This is a genomic window from Stenotrophomonas rhizophila, assembly GCF_020857975.1.
Taxonomy (GTDB): domain Bacteria; phylum Pseudomonadota; class Gammaproteobacteria; order Xanthomonadales; family Xanthomonadaceae; genus Stenotrophomonas; species Stenotrophomonas rhizophila_C.
On sequence record NZ_JACWUO010000015.1, the window covers coordinates 39023 to 59234 of the forward strand.

7 protein-coding genes are annotated in these 20212 nt (G+C 70.0%); 1 reads left to right on the forward strand and 6 read right to left on the reverse strand.

Annotation, left to right across the window (positions count from 1 at the left end; all coding sequences use genetic code 11):
- Positions 1-14 precede the first annotated feature (14 nt).
- Together IC535_RS14160 and IC535_RS14165 are read right to left on the reverse strand one after the other, a co-directional pair.
- Positions 15-3464: a hybrid sensor histidine kinase/response regulator gene (locus tag IC535_RS14160; protein ID WP_228887084.1), complete on the reverse strand. Its 3450-nt coding sequence runs from the start codon at positions 3462-3464 to the stop codon at positions 15-17.
- Positions 3465-3544: 80 nt separating this feature from the next.
- Positions 3545-4897, reverse strand: coding sequence for a sensor histidine kinase (locus tag IC535_RS14165; RefSeq protein ID WP_228887085.1), 1353 nt, complete (start codon positions 4895-4897; stop codon positions 3545-3547).
- Between the two features lie 250 nt (positions 4898-5147).
- Between IC535_RS14165 and IC535_RS14170 the strand changes: the two genes are divergently transcribed.
- The gene (locus IC535_RS14170; protein ID WP_228887086.1) at positions 5148-6977 is read left to right on the forward strand and encodes a tetratricopeptide repeat-containing diguanylate cyclase; all 1830 of its coding nucleotides are present in this window, start codon (positions 5148-5150) and stop codon (positions 6975-6977) included.
- 10 nt (positions 6978-6987) lie between these two features.
- Here IC535_RS14170 and IC535_RS14175 read toward each other — a convergent pair whose 3' ends face one another.
- The 4 genes from IC535_RS14175 to IC535_RS14190 all read right to left on the reverse strand — a co-directional run bounded on the left by IC535_RS14175 (position 6988) and on the right by IC535_RS14190 (position 20186).
- On the reverse strand, positions 6988-7992 hold the full coding sequence (locus IC535_RS14175; RefSeq protein WP_228887087.1) for an OmpA family protein: 1005 nt from the start codon (positions 7990-7992) through the stop codon (positions 6988-6990).
- A gap of 10 nt (positions 7993-8002) precedes the next feature.
- Positions 8003-11359 (reverse strand): hypothetical protein, encoded by a 3357-nt coding sequence (locus IC535_RS14180; protein WP_228887088.1) that lies wholly within the window; start codon positions 11357-11359, stop codon positions 8003-8005.
- Positions 11356-19140 carry an SdrD B-like domain-containing protein gene (locus tag IC535_RS14185; protein ID WP_228887089.1) on the reverse strand — a complete coding sequence of 2595 codons (7785 nt, stop codon included), beginning with the start codon at positions 19138-19140 and terminating at the stop codon, positions 11356-11358. Before IC535_RS14185 ends, IC535_RS14180 begins: the two co-directional genes overlap by 4 nt.
- A 287-nt stretch (positions 19141-19427) precedes the next feature.
- Positions 19428-20186 (reverse strand): response regulator transcription factor, encoded by a 759-nt coding sequence (locus tag IC535_RS14190; RefSeq protein ID WP_228887090.1) that lies wholly within the window; start codon positions 20184-20186, stop codon positions 19428-19430.
- Between the last annotated feature and the right edge of the window lie 26 nt (positions 20187-20212).

The window sequence follows — 20212 nt, forward strand, 5'->3', positions numbered from 1 at the left end:
CCATGCCGGCGCGGCTACATGTCGCCGCGGGTGTCGTGGAAGGCGGCCAGGAACGCACGCAGCGATGCCGGCTTGATCGGCTTGGTCAGCAGCCGGTAGCCGCGCTCGCGCGCCATCCGCTTGAGTTCATCGCGGCCGTCGGCGGTCAGCAGCGCGCCCGGGATGGCGCGCCCGGCCTTGTCGCGCAGGGCCACCAGCGTATCCAGGCCATCCAGGCGGTCGTGCAGGTGGTAATCCACCAGCATCACGTCCGGGCGTTCGTCCACCTTCTGCAATGCCTGGTCCACGGTGCTGGCGGTGATCACCTCGACCTGCCAGCGCCCCAGCAGCGCGCGCATGCCATCGAGGATCTCCTGGTCGTTGTCCACGCACAGCACGCGCATGCCGGCCAGCGAATCGGTGCGCGACACCGGCGGCGGTGTCGGCGGCGAGCTTGCCGGATCGGGCAACAGGGGGGCCTCCACCCGCGGCAGCATGATCGAGAACATGCTGCCGGTACCGACCCGGCTGCGCGCATTGAGCCGGTGGTCGAGCAGGCGCGAGATGCGCTGGCAGATCGACAGGCCCAGGCCCAGGCCCTGCTCGCCCCAGTCGAACGGCTGCTGGTAGCGATGGAACTCATCGAAGATCTGCTGCATGTGGTGCGCGGGAATGCCCGGGCCGGTATCCCACACCTGCAGTTCCACCTGGTCGCCGCGGTGGCGCACCGCCAGCACGATGCGGCCTTGCCGGGTGTAGCGCAGCGCGTTGGCCAGGAAATTCTGCAGTACCCGGCGCAACAGGCGGCGGTCGCTGCGCACCCAGGCCGGGCGCGCCGACAGGTCCATGCGCAGGCCGCGCCCGGCGGCCACGGGCGAATACTGCGCGGCCAGTTCGCGCATCAGCAGGCTTACGTCGAAATCGCCGATCACCGGGTGCAGCCCGCCGGCGTCCAGCCGCGATACGTCCAGCAGGCCGTCCAGCAGTTCTTCGGCGGCACGCAGCGAAGCATCCACGCGTTCGGCCAGGTGCCGCTGTTCTTCGTTGTTGTGGTGGCTGTCGCGCAGCGCCGAGGCGAACAGCCGCGCGGCATTCAGCGGCTGCAGCACGTCATGGCTGATCGCGGCCAGGAACCGCGTCTTGGACTGCTGTGCGGCCTCGGCCGCATGCGAGCGTTCGGCCACGCGCTGTTCCAGGGTTTCATTGGCTTCCAGCAGGGCCTTCTCGGCGTGCTTGTAGTCGGTGATGTCGTTGTAGCTGGTGACATAGCCGCCACCGGGCAGCGCCTGGCCGCGCATCTCGATCACCTTGCCGTCGCTGCGGGTGCGCTCGAAGATATGCGGCGAACCGGCGCGCATATAGCCGATGCGGCGGTTGATCTGCACCTCGATCTCGCCCTCGCCCAGTTCGCCGCGCTCGGCGTTGTAGCGGATCAGGTCGGCCACCGGGCGGCCCACGTAGAGCATGCCATCGGGGTAGCCGAACATCTGCTGGTAGCGGCGGTTCCAGGCGGTCAGGCGCATGTCCGGATCGACCACGCTGACCCCGGCGCTGATGTTCTCCAGCGTGGTGGAGAGGATTTCGCGGTTGAAGCGCAGTTCCTGGCCGGCCTCGTCGAGCACCGCCACCACTTCGCCCAGGTCCATGCCCGAGCCGCGCAGCAGGCTGGTCAGCAGCAACCGCGCCGAGGCCGCGCCGATCGAGGCGGCCAGCAGGCGTTCGGTGAACTGCACCCAGGCGCGGTCGGCCGGGGCCGAGGCCTGCAGCTCGCGCCCCATCGACTGGGCCTGTTCGAGGAACGAACGCCGCGCATGGCGGTCGCCGACCACCCGCGAGGCCAGCGCCAACAGGTCTTCGACATGCACATGGCCGGGCCAGGCACCGACCACCGACGGCCGCTGCGCATACGGGTCCAGGAACGGCGCGGCGCGCAGCCGCTCGTCCACGCCCGGGCGCCAGCGCACCGACACCAGCACCATCGCGGCCACGTTGACCAGCAATGACCAGAACGTACCGTGGGTGAGCGGGTCCCAGCCGCTCATCCCGAACAGGTGCTGCGGCTGCAGCCAGGCGATGCCGAACGGGCCCTGCAGCCATGCCGGGTCCATCCAGCCGGCATGGGTCAGCGCGGGCAACAACAAGGTATAGGCCCAGGTGGCGAAGCCGAGCAGCATGCCGACCTCCACGCCCTTGCGGCTGGCCCCGCGCCAGTACAGGCCGCCGATCAGCCCGGGCGCGAACTGCGCCACCGCGGCGAATGCCATCAACCCGTAGGAAGCCAGCGTGCTGTCGTTGCTGCTGCCGCGGTAGTAGCTGTAGGCCAGCAGCGCCAGCAGCAGGATCGCCGTGCGCCGGATCCACAGCACCCGCGAGGCGACATCGGCCGCTTCCTGGTGGTCGCCGCTGCGGCGCAGCAGCACCGGCATCACCAGGTCGTTGCTGACCATGGTGGCCAGTGCGATGGAGGCCACGATGACCATGCCGGTGGCCGCCGAGAAGCCGCCCACGTAGGCCACCAGCGCCAGGAACTTGCGCCCTTCGGCCAGCGGCAGGGCCAGCACCATGCTGTCGTCGGCGACGCTGCCACCGGTGCCGAACAGGGTCACCCCGGCGGTGGCGATGGGGATCACCATCGCCGAGATGATCACCAGGTAGGCGCCGAACATCCAGCGCGCGCGGCGCACATCGCGTACGTCGCCGCATTCCACCACCGCCACGTGGAACTGGCGCGGCAGGCAGATGATGGCCAGGAAACTGAGCAGCGTCTGCGAGATGAAGCCCACCGGCGGCAACCCGGCAAACAGCGTATGCGCCGATTGCAGCACCCGGTCGGTACGGTCGTTGAGCCACAGGTAGGCGAACAGGCCCAGCGCCACCATCGCGATCAGCTTGATCAGCGACTCCAGCGCGATCGCCAGCATCATGCCGTGGTGGTGTTCGGTGGCATCCACCTGGCGGGTGCCGAACAGCGTGGCGAACAACGCCATCAGCAGCGCCACGTACAACGCCGGGTCGGTGAAGAAACCGGTGGGGCCGACATTGCCGGTCAGCACCTGCAGGCTCATCGCCACCGCTTTGTACTGCAGCGCCAGGTACGGCACGATGCCGATCAGCGCGATCACCGCCACCAGCGCGGCCAACCGGCGCGAGCGGCCGAACCTCGAGGAAATGAAGTCGGCGATGGACACCACGTTCTGGCTGCGTGCGATCAGCGCCAGGCGTTCGATGATGCGCCAGCCGAACAACCACAGCAGCAGCGGGCCCAGGTAGATCGGCAGGTAGCCGATGCCATGCCGTACCGCGGTGCCGACCGCCCCGTAGAAGGTCCACGACGAGCAGTACACCGCCAGGGCCAGGCTGTAGACCACCGGGCGCAGCCAGGGCCGGTCGGGGTACATCGGCCGTCGGTCTCCCCACCATGCCACGCCGAACAACAGCGCGGCATAGGCCACCGATACCAACAGCAGGATCCAGCTGGAGACCACGTGGCGTGTTTCCCTGAAAGCAGCAGGCAGGGTAGGTCACCACCGTTGCCGGTGACAATGGCCGGTGTGGCCGCTGCCGCCTACTCCAGCGCCAGGGCCGGCAAACGGATCTCGACACAGGTGCCGTGGCCGCTGCGACTCTCCACCTGGATCCGGCCACTGGCCGCGGCCACCAGGCTGGCGCTTACCGCCAGGCCCAGGCCGGTGCCCTGCCCGACCGGCTTGGTGGTGAAGAACGGCTCCAGGCAGCGCGCGCGCACTTCCTCGCTCATGCCCTGCCCGGTGTCGCGGGCGCGGATGGCCAGCTCGCCCCCCTCCGCCACCAGCGCCAGTTCCAGGTCGAAACTGCCGCCGTCGGGCATGGCCTGGCTGGCGTTGACGGCCAGGCTGAGCAGGATCAACTCCAGCTGTGCCGGGTCGAAATGGATGCGGCAACGCACCTGGCCGGTATCGACCCGGCACGCGATGCCCAGATCGAACACCTGGCGCAGCATCGGCGCCATCGCCTCGATGGCATCGGCGGCATCCAGCAGTTGCGGCCGGCCGGCCTCCAGCCGGCTGAAATCCAGCAGGCGGCGGCTGACCGCGCTGGCGCGGCGGGCCGCCGAGTCCACTCCCTGCAGCGCTTCGGCCACGGCAGGCAGATCCTGGCTGCGGCGGGCCTTGGCCACATAGCCGTGGATCAGCCCCAGCAGGTGGTTGAAATCGTGCGCGATGCCGCTGGCCAGGCGGCCCACGTTCTCCATCTTCATCGCGTGCACCAACTGGTCGCGCGAACGTTCCTTCTCCTGCATCTCCAGTTGCAGCTGGTCGCGCTTGCGCGCCAGGTCGGCGCCATGCTGCTCGGCCAGCTGCAGGCTTTCACGCAGTGCGGTGACGCTGTGGTGCAGCAGCCAGGCCACCAGCGCGCTGCCGAACACGCACGCACCCAGCTGGACCACCACCTGCGGCACCCGCTCGCTGCGGAACAGGTTGCCGGCCAGGTCGACCCAGGCCCCGGCCACCATCACAGCGCACAGCCACAGCGTTGCCCAACGCAACGGCCGCGCGCCCAGCAGCGCGGCCACCAGCAGGATCGGCACCACCTGCAGCAACTGTTGCCGCACCTGTGCGGCCAGGCCCCAGTAGCCATAGGCCACCGACAGCAGCAGCAACTGCCCGAGCACGAAGGCACCGGCCGCCGCCACGCCCTGGCCCCGCCGCTGCACGACCAGGCAGCCAACGCACAGCAGCAGCTGCAATCCGGCCAGCACCGGCACCATGCTGTCCACGCCCACGCTTGGCCCCTGCAACAGCCAGAAGGCCATCAGTGGATGGAAGCCGGCCAGCAGCAGCCACAGGCCGCACAGCATGGCATCGGTGCGCGCGCCCAGGCCGCGCGGCAGCATGGCCCGATCCGGCAGGGAGACAGCGGGGGTAACGGGTTCAGGCATGCGCGGCCACTCCAGACGGGTCGAATACGTCAAGTTGTGTCGATAACGGCGTTATATTAGCCGTCCACGATCCGGCTGCCGCCGGCTGCAGCGCCACTGCAGCCGCCCTGGGCCAGGCCTGATCGCCGCCAGGACGCCGTTGACCATGCCCAGCTTGCCGCTCGCCCGTCGCAGTCTGTCTGCGCTGCTATGCCTTGCCGCCTGTCTCGCCCTGCCGGCACGGGCGCAACCCGTCGACAATGCGCCGCTGATGGACCAGGTGCAGCAGTGCCACGCACTGTTGACCAGCACGCCGCAGACTTCGCTGCAGATCGCCCGCGCCCTGCTGGCCCGCCCGGCGTTGCCGACGCCGGTGGAGATCGGCGCGACCGGCTGCCTGGGCATCGCGCTGCGCGCGCAGGGCCAGCTGCAACAGACCACCGCCCTGCCGGCACGGCTGCTGGCCGCCGCCGAGCGCGCCGATGCCAGCAGCGAAGACCGGCTGCGGGCCAAATCGATGGCCGCGCACCTGCTGTTGTGGCAGGGAGAACACGCGCGGGCGCTGGCGCTGACCAGCGACGCCCTCGACGAAGCGGTGCGCGCCCGCGATGTGCATGCCCAGATCAGTGCATTGATGCAGATCGCGATGATCCGTGGCGATGCCATGGGCGACGCGCAGGGCGCATTGACCTACCTGCAGAAAGCCGCCGCGCTCAGCCAGCACCTGCGCCGCCCGCCCAACCCGGGCGACCTGCTGATCCACTACAACGTGGGCTACGCGCTGCTGCAGATGCAGCGCCATGAGGAAGCCCTGAGCGCGTTCGCGCGCGCCGAGGCGATCGGTGCGCGGCTCAACGGCCAGGACGTGCTGCTGTACCGGATCGCCAGCCACCGTGCCGAGATCCAGCGCGCGCAGGGCCAGTATGCCGCCGCCGATGCAGGGCTGCGGCGGGCCCTGGCCTGGCAGGAGAAACAGGACCAGCAGGGCCGGATCGTCACCCTGCAGCGGCTGGCCCGGCTGGCATTGGACCGCAACCAGGACATGCAGGCGCTGGCACTGGCCGAACAGGCCCAGGCACTGGCCGAGGCTGGCCGGTTCAGCGATGAGGTCCGCCACGGGCTGGACCTGCTCGGCGATGCGCACACCGTGCTTGGCCACCGCCAACAGGCCCTGCGGGCGGCGCGCCAGGCGCGCGAGATGGACCAGGCGCGCAGCAAGGGCGACACCCTCAACCAGCTGGCCAAACTGCAGGCCACCGCCGAACGCAGCATCGATCCGGCCCAGGTCAACGCCGAGCAGGACCTGGGCCGCGTGCGGGTGCTGCGCAACAGCGCCGTGGTGGCATTGCTGGCGGTGCTGGTGATCGCCACCACGCTGGTGCTGCGGCTGCGCCGCCAGCGCCATGAGCTGTCGGCGCTGAACCGCACCGATGCGCTGACCGGCCTGCCCAACCGCAGCGAGGCCGAGCATCGGCTGGCCGACGCCGCCGAACATGCCGGCCCGAAGCGCAGCGCGCTGGTCCTGCTGGAAATCGATGATTTCAAGGCCTTCAACGAACGCCACGGCCAGGCCGCCGGCGATGGCCTGCTGCGCGCGGTAGCGCGCTGCCTGGTGCAGGCGGTGGACCGCCGCGACCTGGTCGCCCGCTGGGGCGGTGCCAGCTTCCTGGTCGCCCGCCACGACACCACTGCCGCTGCCGCGCAGGCGCTGGCCAATCACCTGCGCATCAGTATTGAGCGGCTGCTGGTGGAAGCCCAGCCCGGCCAGGCCATCACCCTCAGCGCCAGCCTGGGCGTGGCCCCGTTGCCGTTGTTCGCCGGCCGTGCGGCGCAGCTGGACGACAGCCTGCGCGCGGCCGACCGCGCCCTGCAGAGCGCACGCCGCAGCGGCCACAACGCCTGGGCCAGTCTCTGGGGCGAAACCGCCGGCGCCGACGTGGATCTGTACAGCCTGCTGCACGACCCGGAACAGGCGATGGCGCTGGGTTGGGTGACCCTGGCCGGCAGCCGGCCGATGCCCTGGGCACCACCGCGCGCCGAGCCGCAGCGGCAGGCCCCGGCCGGGACGGCGGCCGGCACCGTCAACAAACACCGGTACTAGGCGGCACCGCTCAGCGCGCCACCTCGAAGCGCACTTCCACCCGGCGATTGGGCAACAGGCATTCCAGCAGCGCCGCACGCGGCCGCACGCCGTCGCACTGCTGCACCTGCTGGGTATCGCCACGGTACTCGTAGCGGATCAGTGCCGGGTCGATGCCGCGCCCGACCAGCAGTTCACGCACGGTGCGCGCGCGCCGCTCGGACAATGCCTGGTTGGCATCGAAGCCACGCCCCTGCATGCGGTCGGCATGCCCGACCAGGGCAATGCCCTGCAGCGGCAACGACTCGGCGGCGATGCTGGCCAGCGCGCGGTCGACGCTTTCCAGCGAATAGGTGCGGATGTCGCGGTAGCCGTCGCGGTCGAACTCGAACAGCACGTTGGCCACCAGCGTGGCCGCCGCGACCGGCGCGGCTGCGCCGACATCGCACTGGCGTGCGGCGGCTTCGGCGTCGTTGACCAGCTCTTCGGCGATCTGGATGTAGGGCTTGGAATGCCGCCACTGCTGCTGGTTGAACTCGTTGCCGGCATGCACCAGTTCGACCTCGCCACAGGCCACCTGCTGCTGCGCGCAGCTGAACCCGGGGGCCTGGTGCAGCACGCGCAGGCGCTGCCACAGGTCATCGCGCAGGTACTTGGCGTTGTTCACCAGCGGGGTGTCGGTGGGCAGCGGCTGGACGCCCTGCTCCATGCCCACGATCAGCTTCTCCGATTCGCCCAGTGCCTGCTGCGGGAAGTCGCTGCGGTCGTTGCGGCTGTATTCGTGGAAGGACACATCCAGCCAGCATTGCGCCTTGGCCAAGTGGTAGTCGCGGATCGGGCGGCCGCCATCGTTGAGCGCCTGGATGCGGCCCTGGGTGGCCTCGTAGGCGCCCAGGTCGGCATGGATGGCCTGGTCGCTGATGCGCTGCTGCGGCGGATGCAGCAGGGTCTGCTGGGCCGAGGCGGTGCTGGCGAGCAGCAGCGCGGCGGCCAGCAGCGAGGGAGCGAGGCGGGAGATCGGGTGGAAAGTGGTCATCGGGGCATCCTCAGCGTGCCGGGTCGCGGTAGCGGACGGGGTCCGGCCGGAAAAGGTCTTCGTCGAACTTGAAGCGCAGGCGCAGGAACACGCCCTGCTGGGTGTATTCATAGCCATTGAGGTCGCGGTCGCCGCTGAAGCCGGTCCAGTTGTAGCCGGCCGACAACCACAGGTTCTGGCGCAGCAACCGGCCTACTTCCACGCCCCAGGCGTACTGGTTGGCCTTGGACTGGCCGCGGAAGGTGGAGCCGAGCACGCCGATGTCCCAGTTTTCGGTGATGTCATACACCACCCGGCCGGACAGCAGCACGGCGTGGAAGCGGCTGTTGACCCGCGACCCGTCGCCGTAGGCGAACTGGTCCTGCTGCCACTTGCCGGCGATGCGCCCGGTCAGCCACCACGGCCGCGATGGATGCCAGTCGGCGTGGGTGGACACGATATGCGCACGCGTGCGCACGTCCTGGCTGCTGCCATCCACGGGCCGGCCGTCGGACAGGGTCAGCCCGCTTTCGTCGCGTTCCAGCTTGTACTCATAGCGGGCCAGCGCGTTGACCCGGTTGCGGTCGGTTTCGCGGTAGGCCACGCCCAGCTGGAAGCGGTCCTGCAGCACGTCCCCGCGCGCGTCGTAGCGGGTGCTGAGCAGGTAGTTGCGGGCCAGCAGGGTCCAGTCGCGGCTGAGCTTGCGGGCCAGCATGGCCTGCACCAGGGTGGTGTTGAACGCCTCGTTGCTGTCGGTATCGGGCACGTCGTCCGAGATCCGGTGTTCGACCCGGACCGCGCCGCGCCACAGCGGGTTGGCGCTGTAGTCCAGCGCCAGCGCCAGGCCGGTGCTGTCGCCGGCGCTGCCGTCGATCACCTTGACGTGCTCGGCCGAACTGCCCAGGCGCAGGCCTTCGGCGATGTCCCAGGTATTGCGGATGCCCGAGGCGGCCTGCACGTCGCGGCCGCTGATCGAATCGCGCAGCCGGTACTCGCTGAAGGTCTGGGTATCGCGCAGGTAGGTGCTGTCGACACCGAATACCAGCGCATCGGCTTCGCGGTCGGTGGTGGTGATGCCGTAGGCACTGGTCAGGCCGGTCTGCTTTTCGTAACGCCCATACACCCGGCTGCGCTCGAACACCTGGTAGTCCAGCCCGGCAGCCAGGCGCTTGCGGTCTTCGCCGCTGACGCTGCGCTCCACTTCGGCACCGGCGCTGAGCCGGTCGCTGAGGCGGTAACCCAGGCCGATGCGGGCGCTGTCCGATTCCAGTTCGGTGCCCACCGGCAGGTCGCTGGTGAGCGGGCTGCCACTGCTGCTGCCGTTGATCACCATCAGCCCGGTCAGCGGGTCCAGCGCCTGCTGGCCGTAGCCCAGCGCGCCGCCGCCGCTGCCACTGGCGAAGCCGCCGGTCAGCCCGCCGGCGTTGCCGAACGGTGCGCCCGACGACCACGGCGAGGTTACCCCGATGGTTTCGCGGATGCTGCGCACGCCCAGGTCCACGGTCAACCGCTCGCTGGCGTTGACCCGTACACCGGCGCCGCCGGCATCGCGCTTGCCGCCATCGGGATTGCGGTCTTCGCTGCGCAGGCCTTCGACATACAGCTCCAGGCGCGGGCCAACCCGCCAGCCCAGCCGCGCGTTGTACTCGCCACGGCCGCCATACAGCGGCGCGGCCGGGTTGTTGAAGGCCGGGTCGGTGCGCGCGGCGAACAGGCGCGCGTCGAGCCTGGCGCCGTCGTGGGCGAATTCCAGCCGCCAGGCGTCGCCTTCCACCTCGCCACTGACATCCTTCAGGCCCTGCGAGGTGACCTGGTTGATGGTGTTGGTGTTGACCTCGCTGCGGGTCCGGGCGAACTCGGCCACCAGCAGCGTGTTGTCGCCGAAGCGATAGCTGGCATTGGCGCTGCCCATCTTGAATTCGGCATAGGGGTTGCGGTCTTCGACCGCGGCCGCACCGACTTCAAACCGATCGGTCAGCTTGACCTGCGCATCGGCACCGACCACCCAGAACTTTTCGGTGTCCTGGTCCAGTTCATAGGTGATGCGCAGCGAGACCGTGTTGAGGTCGCTGTCGAAAGCCGGCAGGAACTGGTTGAGCAGGATGCGCCCGGAGAACGGCTCGAAGCTGTAGTCGACCAGCCGCGCCAGTGAGCGCACCGAGACGATCCGGGTCGGCTGGTTGCGGTCGCGCACCACCACCTCGACCCGCTCGCTGCCTTCCAGCACCGCGTTGTTGCGCAGCGCGTACGGGCCGCTGCCCTGGCTGCGGAACTCCTCGATCACCTGGCGCAGCGAATCCTGGATGGCGAACACATTGCTGCGTACCCGCTCGCTCTCGAAATGCCAGCCCAGCCCGGTGGCGGTGCGGTTGTAGCTGCCCAGGCTGCGCTGCGGCAGGGCGCCACTGCCACCGATGCCGGTGGCGGTGGCCAGGCCGTCGCCGGTCTGGAAATCGCCATACAGCAGGTAGCTGCGCTGGTTGTCGATGCGCACGTACAGGCGCTCGGCCGAGCGCGCATCGAAGCCGCGCAGCGACGAATCGCCGTAGACCGGATAGAACTCCTCCGGCTGGATGTCGCGCAGCAGCCGGCCGCGGGTGTCCTTGTCCGAATCGTAGGCAGCGGTCAGCAGGTACTCGCCCTTGATCCGGCCCTTGACGAAGAACGCGGTGCGCGCGGCGGCGTTGGCCTTGCCGCTGTTGAACTGGCGTTCCCAGCGGCGGATGTCGCGGTCGAAGGCGTCGTTGCGTTCCACCGGCGAGATCAGCCCGCCATTGTTACGACGGCCGAAGTTCACTACCCCTTCGATCAGACCGGTGGCCAGCAGTTCGCGCATCTCCGGCAGGAAGGCGATGCTGCCCTGCGCGGTTTCAGCACCGGCGGTGACCCGCAGCAACACGTCCTGCGGGTCGTGCGGGGCGAGCAGGTCGAATTCGGCCACGCCGTCGACCACCTGCAGCTGCACGCCGGGGATGAGCTTGTCGGCATCCAGCGCGCCGGGACCCAGTTCGTCGGTGCGCGAGCCCGGCAGGCGGATGCGCCCGCCGCTGTTCTCGATGGTGACCACGTCGCTGCCGGGCAGCGCACGGCCCTGCCCGTCGAGCAACTGCACGCGCACATGCACCGCGCTCTGGCCATCGGCCGGCACGCCATCGCGGTCCAGTTCGACCACGATCCGGTCCAGCGTGCCCGGCTGCGCGCTGTCCAGCGCGCGTGGCGCCGCCTCGGTACTGGCGGCGCTGCGCGGGTACAGGTTGCTGGCCTGGCCCAGCACCGGGGTGAAGCGACCGGGGCTGCCCACGGTCTGCGCCATCGCCGGCACGGCGGCCAGCGCGCAGGCCAGTAGACTCAGACGGGGCAGGCGGTACAGCGGCAGGGCGCGGCTCATGGCTGGCCCTCGCTGGCAGCGCCTGCAGCAGGCGGGGTGGCTCTGGGTTGCACGATCGGTCTCTGGTTGGCCGAGTCGGTCGCCTGTTGCGGCGCCCGCGCGGGCTTGCTGTCAAAGCGCAGCGGCGCCTGGCCGGCTTCGGTTTCCGGCGCGCGCACCTCGCCCTGGGTGCGGCGGGCCTTGACCTGCTCCAGCACCGGGTTGGCGCAACTGCCTTCGATGAAATCGGCGCGGTGCAGTTCGCCGTTCTTGAGATCCAGCAACAGGCTGTCGGCGTCGCCAAGGTTGCGGTTGCTGCTGGTGGTCAGCCGCGCGCCCAGCGGCAGCGTGCCGGCATCGACCTTCAGCGTGTGGCTCTGCGGCGGCAGGCCGCAGTAGCTGTACTTGCCTTCCGAATCGCTGATCACCCAGGTGCCGTCGGAGAAGTACAGGCGCACCCCGGGGATGCCCAGTTCCTCGCGGTCCTGCAGGTGGTTGTTGTTGCAGTCCACGAACACCTTGCCAAGCACGCAGGCCTGGTCGGTGAACACGCCACCGGTGACCCGCACGCGGTATTCGGCACGGTTGGACGGCAGCGCGCCGGGCAGCGGGGTGAGGCTGGCGGTGCTGATGCAGCCGCCGTCGAAGCCGCAGCCGAAGGCCTGGGCGCGGTTGATGCCATCGCCCTGCTGCGCGCCCACGCCAACCCGCACGCGGTAGGTCAGCACGATCTGGCCGCCGACGCTGATCGGGCCCAGGCTGAAGCCCAGCAGCGGGCCCGGCCTGCCATGCGGGTCGGCCAGCGCGCGGCCGTCGGCGCGGGCGGTGCCGTCGATGTAGGTGAAGCCGCGCGGCAACCGGTCGATCACGTTGAGCGCGCGCAACGCACTGCCGGCGGTCTGGCGCACCGTGATGGTGTACTGCACGGTGTCGCCGATCTCGGCGGTCTGGCGGTCGCCGCTCTTGCTGATCGCCAGCCCCGTCGCCACCGCAGTATCCAGCGGCAGGTGGTTGTGCACGATCGACGCGGTCGCCGAACCGGCGAACAGGCCCAGGTAGTACTGCGTGGCCGGACCGACCGCGCCGGTCGGCGCACGGGTGTTGGGCTGCACCGCATGGTTGGCGCCGCCATTGCCCACCGGCGACAGCGCACCGGTCTGCGGCGGAATCAGGCTGGACACGAACTGGTAGCCGCCCGGCGGGGTCACGCTGAGCTGGAACTCGCAACGCGGCGGCGCGGCAGCGCCGAAGGCGAACTGGTAGAAGCCCTCGCTGCCCACCGTCATCGAGATCGTGTTGCCTTCGATGCGGTAACCGCCGCTGCCGGCGTTGAGCACGGCGGTGCGTGGGTCGTAGCCGGCGCAGACGCCGACCGGTGCCAGGGTCACGATCGACCCGGGCACTGGATCGCGCGAAACCGCGTCATAGACCACCCCGGACGGATCCACCGGCAGGCTCTGCTGCGGCAGATGCTGGCCCGGCTGCAGCACCACTTCCAGCAGGCTGCTGCCGTTGTCGTTGCGCTGGCAGGCACTGCTGCCGGCCCTTGCGATCGCCCCGTCGGCGTCACAGCTGGCCTGGACGCCGGCGATGGTTTCGCGGGTGACCGGGTGCGGCCAGACGATGTTCGAGCGCGGGTCGCGGAAGCGGATGTTCCACTTCACCCCCGGCAGCACGTCGTTGAAACGGTAGCTGCCGTCGGCAGCGGTGGGCATGCTGGCCACGACGTCGCCAGTAGCCGGGTCGACCAGTTCGACGGTCCATGCCGGCAGGCGCTGGTCGCCGCCATCGAGCAGCTGGTCATCGCTGCCCACGTCGTACCACACGGTACCGCCGACCGAGGCGCTGAGCTGCACGCGGTTGGGCACCCGGCACGCGTTCTGGGTGATCGCCGGGTCGCACTCGGGCAGCGTGGTGACATCGCCGTCGAAGGCCGCGCGTTCGGTCGGGCTGGGCGCATGCGGGCCATCTTCGCCGCCGCCTTCGACCAGCACCGCGTTGTGCACGGTGCTGCCATTGGCCGCGCCGGCACCGACCAGCACCTTGACCGTGATCGCGTCGGGCAGGGTCGCACCGGCACCGATCACGGTGCTGGCACGGCAGACGAAGCGGTCTGCACCCACCGCGCCCTGGCACTGCCAGCCGTTGCCGGCCGGGGTGTCCAGCAGGGTCAGGCCGGCCGGCAGGCGATCGTGCACCTCATAGCCGGCCAGGGTCTGGCGCGGGCCGATGTTGCGCACCTGGATCTGGTATTCGGCCGGGTGGTTGACCGTGAATACCACCGTGGTGGCACGCTTGCTGACCACCAGGTCGGGGGTATCGGCCACTTCGCCGAAGTTGTTGTGGATGGACTGCATGCCGGTGCCGAGCACGATCTGGCTGATCGCCGAAGGCACCGTGCTGCGGTCGGTGGCCACGCCCACGGCACTGCCCTGGACGGTGCCCGGGCTGGTGATGCCGTTGGTGGTATAGGCCGGCTGGTCCGGCTCGGTGACCACGTAGCTGCCCGGGCGCAGGTTGGGGAAGCTGTACTGGCCCTGCGCATCGGTGCGGGTGGTGAGGCTGACCGCCTGGCCGGCGTGGTCGGTGCCGGTCAGCACGACCGGCACATCGGCGATACCGGTTTCGTCGGCGTCGATGCTGCCGTTGTCGTTGTTGTCGTAGTAAACCCGGCCGCTGATCGAGGCGATCGGGATTTCGCCGAAGTTGTAGGCGCTGGCCAGTTCGTTGTTGCCCAGCACGATCGCGCTGATCGCCGAGGGCACGGTCTCCACGCCGGTGGCGGTGCCGCCCTTGTCGCCAGGCACGGTGGTGCCGTTGAGGGTATCGGCCGGCTGGGTCGGTTCGGTCACCACATAGGTGCCCGGCAGCAGCCCGACGAAGGCATAGCTGCCATCGGCGGCGGTGGTGGTAGTCAGGCGCACCGGCTGGCCGTTGCGGTCGGTGCCGGTGAGCACGATCTCCACCGCGTCCAGGCCGGTTTCGCTCGGGTCGATCAGGCCGTCGTTGTCCAGGTCCAGCCAGACCCGGCCGGCGATCGAGCTGCCGTTGGGGTTTTCGCCGAAGTTGAAGTCCACCGCATCCAGCCCGGTGCCCAGATCGATCCGCGACAGGCGGTCGGTGCTGGCCGCATCCGGGCCACCCGGTGCCGCCACAGCGGTGCCGGCCACGCAGTCGCCGGCCGCACAGGCGGCGCCACCGATGGTGCCGGCGGTCACCGCGCCGGGGCGGTTGGTATACGGGCCGGTGGGCAGCGGTTCGCGCACGCTGTACAGCACGTGCGGGTCCAGGTCGCTGAAGCGGTACTGGCCGTTGCTGTCGGTGGTGGTGGTGAACAGCACCGCGCCGCTGTTGGCGTCCAGCAGTTCAACCGTGGCGCCGGCGATCGCGCTGTCGGTGCCAATCGTGCGCACGTTGTTGAAGTCCAGGTCCACATACACATGGCCGGACAGGCTGGGGCGGCGCACTTCGGGGAAGTTGTAGCGCAGCGCGACCGCACCTTCGCTGCCGATGGTGCCGCCGGGCACGGCGACGGCCGCGCCGAGCAGGGCCACGTACTGGCTGTCCGGGTTGCCGGCGCGGTAGCTGTCGGGATCGAAGCTGGCTGCGGCACTGCCGCTGGCCGGCGGGTCGAAGCCACCGTTGGCGTAGCCGCTCGGCTGGACTTCCAGCACGGTGTAGCCGCTGGCATCGGACGGGGCCAGGTTGTCGAAGCGGTAGTCGCCGTTGGCATCGGTGGTGACGGTGCGGTTGACCGGCTGGCCATACGCATCGGTACCGCTGAGGCGGATCGACACGCCGGCGATGCCGGCTTCGCCCGGCTGCGGGATGCCGCCATTGCCGGCGCTCTGGTCGCTGTCGACGAAGACCTTGCCCGACAGCGACAGGTTGACCACGTCCAGCGGCACGGTGACGGTGTTGTTGGTGGGCGTCTCGTCGACCTGTTCGGTGGTGACCGCGGCCTGGTTGTTCGAGGTACCGCGCGGTGCGGTGCTGCCGGCCGGCAGCTGCGGCCACATCGCCGGCACCAGGATGCGGACCTGGCCGGGCGTGCCGTTGGCATAGGTGGTATCGCCCACCTCGCAGGTGATCACGCGGTCGAGCACGGCGCAGGTGCCGGTGCCGTCGGGCGTGGCGCCGGCGTAGGCCGGGCCCTGCTTCTGCCAGGTGACCGCGCCGGTGACCTGCACGCCGGCCGGCAGCGTATCGACCACCACGGTGCCGGTGCCACGCGCCTGCGAGGCCGCGCTGCGGTCCTTGGACAGGCTCTGGCCCGGACCATTGTTGATGCCGGTGATGACATACCAGAACGGCTGCTGCACGGTCACGCTGGCCACGCTGGCCGGCAATGCCGCGCTCGGCGCCGACGGCGGCAGCACGCTGACCATGGTCTTGCTCACCGCCACGTCCGAACGCATGAACACGCTGGTGGTTTCGGTGGTGCTGTTGTCGGCGCCGTTGGCATCGCCTGCGGTCAGGTCGCTGCCCTGGCGGGTTTCGGCCGAATGCACCAGCGCGGTATTGCGCAGGGTGTCGCCGCCGCCGCCGGGGGCGGTGTCGTAGCGATAACGCAGGAACAGCTCGCTGTTGGCGCCGGCGGCAACCGTGCCCGGCTCGTCGCTGCCATTGAAACCGGCCCCGGGCATCAGGCAGTTCAGCACCAGCGCGCTGCTGCCATCGCCGGTGAACGGATTGGTGCCGCTGTCCACGCTGCAGCCGGCGCTGCTGAAGGTGCCGGTCGCCGTCGCCGAGACGCCGATGAAGGTCACCGTGCGCCCGGCCGGCGGCACCATGCTGTCGCGGATGCGGGCGTCGCTGGCCAGCGACGGGCCCTGGTTGGTCACCTGCACGCGGTAGGTGAGGTAGTTCCTGCTCGGGTCCTGCGGATCGAAGCCGAGCGGATCCACGCCACCGGCGAAGCCCTGGTCGTTCTTCTGCACCAGCAGGTCGACCCGGCCTTCGCCGAAGGTCAGCCGCGCGCTCTTGGTGTCGTCGGCGGCGGTGGCCACCAGGTTGTAGTTCCAGTCGCCGTCGGCATCGCTGCCGGTGGCGCCAGCGGGGAAGCTGAAAGCGGCGACGTTGTCGAACACGCGCCCGGTGTTGCTGGCATTGACGTTGGGGCGGATGCTCAGGTTGACCGTATTGACCGCACCGTTGGCCAATGCGACTGCCGGGCAGGTCAGGGTCAGGTTGCGCGGGTTGGCTGCATCGGTGTTGCGGTAGGAGATGCCGCCGGCGGTGTTGCTGGCGGTGATGCCCGGATCCATCGCGCTGATCGTGCAGGCCTGGTTGTTGGACGCCAGCCGCGCGCTGACCAGCACAAAGCCGCTGTCGCCGGCCGGCAGGGTGAAGGTATCGGTGAAGACCACCTGCGGGATCGCCGACGGGCCCTGGTTGCGGTACTGGATGCGGTAGTCGGCGACCACGCCGGCACGGCCGCTGTTGTCGCCGCTGGTGATCACCTTCTGCTCGGTCTGCAGATTGGCCACGCGGTCCACGCGCAGCCAGTCGGTGGCGTAGTTGTCCGCCCAGTCGGCCTCACCGACCGAACCATTGATCCGGCCGTCCACGCCGACGCCGGCCTGGTTGCAATGGAAATGCCCGCTGCCCGGCACCGTGCCGTTGGCCGCGCAGGCGCTGTTGGCGGTATTGCCGGCGGTCTTGCCGACGCTGTCGAACAGGAACCCGGGGCTGTTGTCGGCGTTGTGCAGGCGCAGCCGGATCACCGCGCTGGCATTCTGCGCCAGCACCACCGCGCCCGATTCGCAGATCAGGCTGCCGGCATTGATCCGGCACTGGCCGGCCGGCCAGCCGGCCGGTGCGACCACATCGACCTTGGTGCGGTCGTTGTCCAGGTAACCGGGCAGCGGGTCGTTGACCACCACGCCGGCGGTGGCGGCGCCGCTGTTGCGCACGGTCAGCAGGTATTCGGCCCAGGTCTCGGTGACACCGACGACCTTGCCGCCACCGCTCTGGGTACTGGCCAGCTTGGTGATCGACAGGTTGGCCGCATCGTCGGTGGCGCGGATGCCGATGCCGGCGCAGTCGTTGCTGGAAATCTTGTCCAGGTTGATGCCGCTGTCGGTGGTCGGCTCGGCCGACGCCGGGCCGCCGGCCGGGGTCGAGCCCCCGGTGCAGGCGTTGTTGGTCAGCACGCCCGGCGCGCGTGCGCGGGTGGTCATGCTCAGGGTGGCGAACGCATTGGCATCGTTGCTGCCGGCGGCGACCGCTACCGGGTAGGTGCCCACGTAATCGCAGGTCACCACCTGCCGGGTGCCCGGGGTGTAGGCAGCCGGCAGCACCGAACAGCTGAACGGCCCGCTGGCGCCGATGAATTCCTCACCGTCGGCCAGCACGTCCACGATCTGCGCATTGGCGGTGATCCGCGCCGGCCCGTTGTTCCACAGCCGCAGCGTGGAGGTCATGTTGCTGGCGGCGGTGGTGCCGACCGGCACCACCTCGGTGTTGTTGTTGCTGCCGCGCTTGGTCTTGGACAGGCGCAGGTCGGCACCGTCGGCGAGCACGGTCAGCGCGGTGGTGGCGACGTTGTTGTTGGTGCCGTTGCTGGCGTCGTTCGGGTCGGGGGTGGCCGCCGACTGGATCTGCGCGGTGGCCTGGAAGCTGCCCGGGGTGGGCGGCGCGTTGGCCAGGATGCGCAGGATTTCCTTGGCACCGCTGGGCATCGCGCCGCTGCGGGTGCAGGTGAAGGTGGTGGCGCTGGCGTTGTTGCAGGTCCAGCCGTTGGGCAGGCTGGCCGTGCCGGTGAAGCTGAAGCCGGCCGGCAGTACGCCGCTGACGCTGACCCCGCTGGACGGCTCCGGGCCGAGGTTGTCGGCGGTCAGGGTGAAGGTCACCGGGGCGTCGGTGGCCGCCGGTGCCGGCGTGGCGACCATGCTCACGGTGACATCGGCGCCGGTGGTGATCAGCGTATCGGCTGTGTCCACGTCGTTGTCCGGGCGCGGGTCCGGGGTGCCGCCGGCGACCACGCGCGCGGCGTTGGTGACCGAACCGCTGGCCACGTTGGCCTTGGCGCGGAAACTGAAGGTGGCGGTCTGGCCGTTGGTCAGCGCGCCGCTGTGGGTGGCGGTGGTGGTGCCGGCATTGAACGTCCAGCCGCTGCCGCTGAAGCTGCCCGGCACTACGCTGAAGCCGGCCGGCAGGGTGTCGATGACGCGGAAATTGGTCGAGGTGCTCGGCCCCAGGTTGCGCACCGCCAGGGTATAGGTGACTTCGCCGCCGGCGATCACCGTGGCCGGGCTGGCGCTCTTGGTCAGGGCCAGGTCGGCCGCCGCGGTCAGGGTGGTGTTCTGCTCCAGCCGGTTGTTGGACGGGTTGCTGTCGCCGGCGAAGAACGCATCGCTGCTGTCCAGGCTGGTGACCGGGGTGGTGGTGGCCGGCAGCGCGGACTGGATGCCGATCGCCGCCGCTACCTGGGTGGTGCCCGGGGTCACGCCCTGGGTATCGACCATCAGCTTGAAGGTGCGGCTGCCGTTGCCGGGGAAACTGGCATAGCGGCAGACGATGCGGGTGGCGGTCTCGGCGGTACAGTCGCTGGGCAGCTGGTAGCTGCGTGTGCCGGCCGGCAGGTCGAACACCGCCGCGACGCTGCTGGCCGCGCTGCTGTCGCTGTTGGACAGGGTGACGTCGTAGACCACGATCGCACCGACCGGTGCCGGATCGCTGCCGGCGTTGCCCGATGCCGAGCCATCGCCAAGCAACCAGCCGCTGGTGGAATCGGACAGCTGCGACACGCTGAGGTTGGCGGCCAGTGCCGCCGGCGCCAACAGGCAGTTGGCCAGCAACAGCCAGGCGCAGGCGCGCCACGACCGACCCCACGACGATGCGATGCCTGCGACGGCATCCGTCCGAACCTGCTGCTTGTGCACGACTGTTCCCCTGCTGGCGACAAGGCCGGGGCAACGGCCAATGGTCAGGCACGCATTCCCCGGCGTTCTGGCGTCCATCGACGACGGACGCGCGGCCTCGGCCGGATGGCCGGAGGCGGCGGGAATTCTGCGCAGCGGACGACACAAAGGCAGTGCCAGCTGCTCTCGCTGGCTCTCACTTGCTCACGCCAGGCGCCGCCGGCTCAGTCGGCGGTCGTGGCCCACAGGTAGCCGGCACCGCGCAGCGCGCGTACCGGCAAGGTCAGGCCGATGCCACCGCGTACCCGCGCGCGCAGCCGGTGTACCAGCACCTCGAGCCGATGCGGATCGAAGTCCCAGGGCTGGTCGGTGACCGCGGCGATCAGCGCCTCGCGTTCGACCGGGACGCTGGGCGTGGCCAGCAATGCGCGCAGGAAGCCGCGCTCGGCGCTGGTCAGGGCCAGCACCGCGCCATTGGGTGCGCACAGGTTCCAGCCATCGGCCTGCAGTTGCCACTGCGCCGCCACCGGTGCCGGCGCGGCGTGGGCGATCGGCAGCGCCGGCCGCAGCCGCCGGCGCAGACTGGCCAGGGCGGCGGCCAGCAGGTTGCCATCCAGCGGTTTGACCAGGTACACATCGGCCCCCAGCGACAGGCCGTGCGCCATCTCGTGGGTACTGCCGCGGCCGGTGAGCATCACGATGCCGATATCGGCGATCCGGCGCAGGTGCCGGGCCACGCTGTAGCCATCCTCGCCGGGCAGGCCGACGTCGAGCACCACGATGTCGCACTGGCCGACCGCCAGCGCGCGATACAGGGCTTCGGCGCTGTCCAGGCCGAGTACCTCGGCCCCCCGCCAGCGCAGGTCGTCCACCCCCAGTGCAAGCAGCTCCGGGTCGTCTTCCACCACCCAGACCCGTAATCCCTGCAGTTCCCCACCTGCCGCCGCCGGCATTGCGCCGCGGTCGTCGTTCTGTGTTGCCACCACGTCTGTCCCGCTCCCCCAGAGCC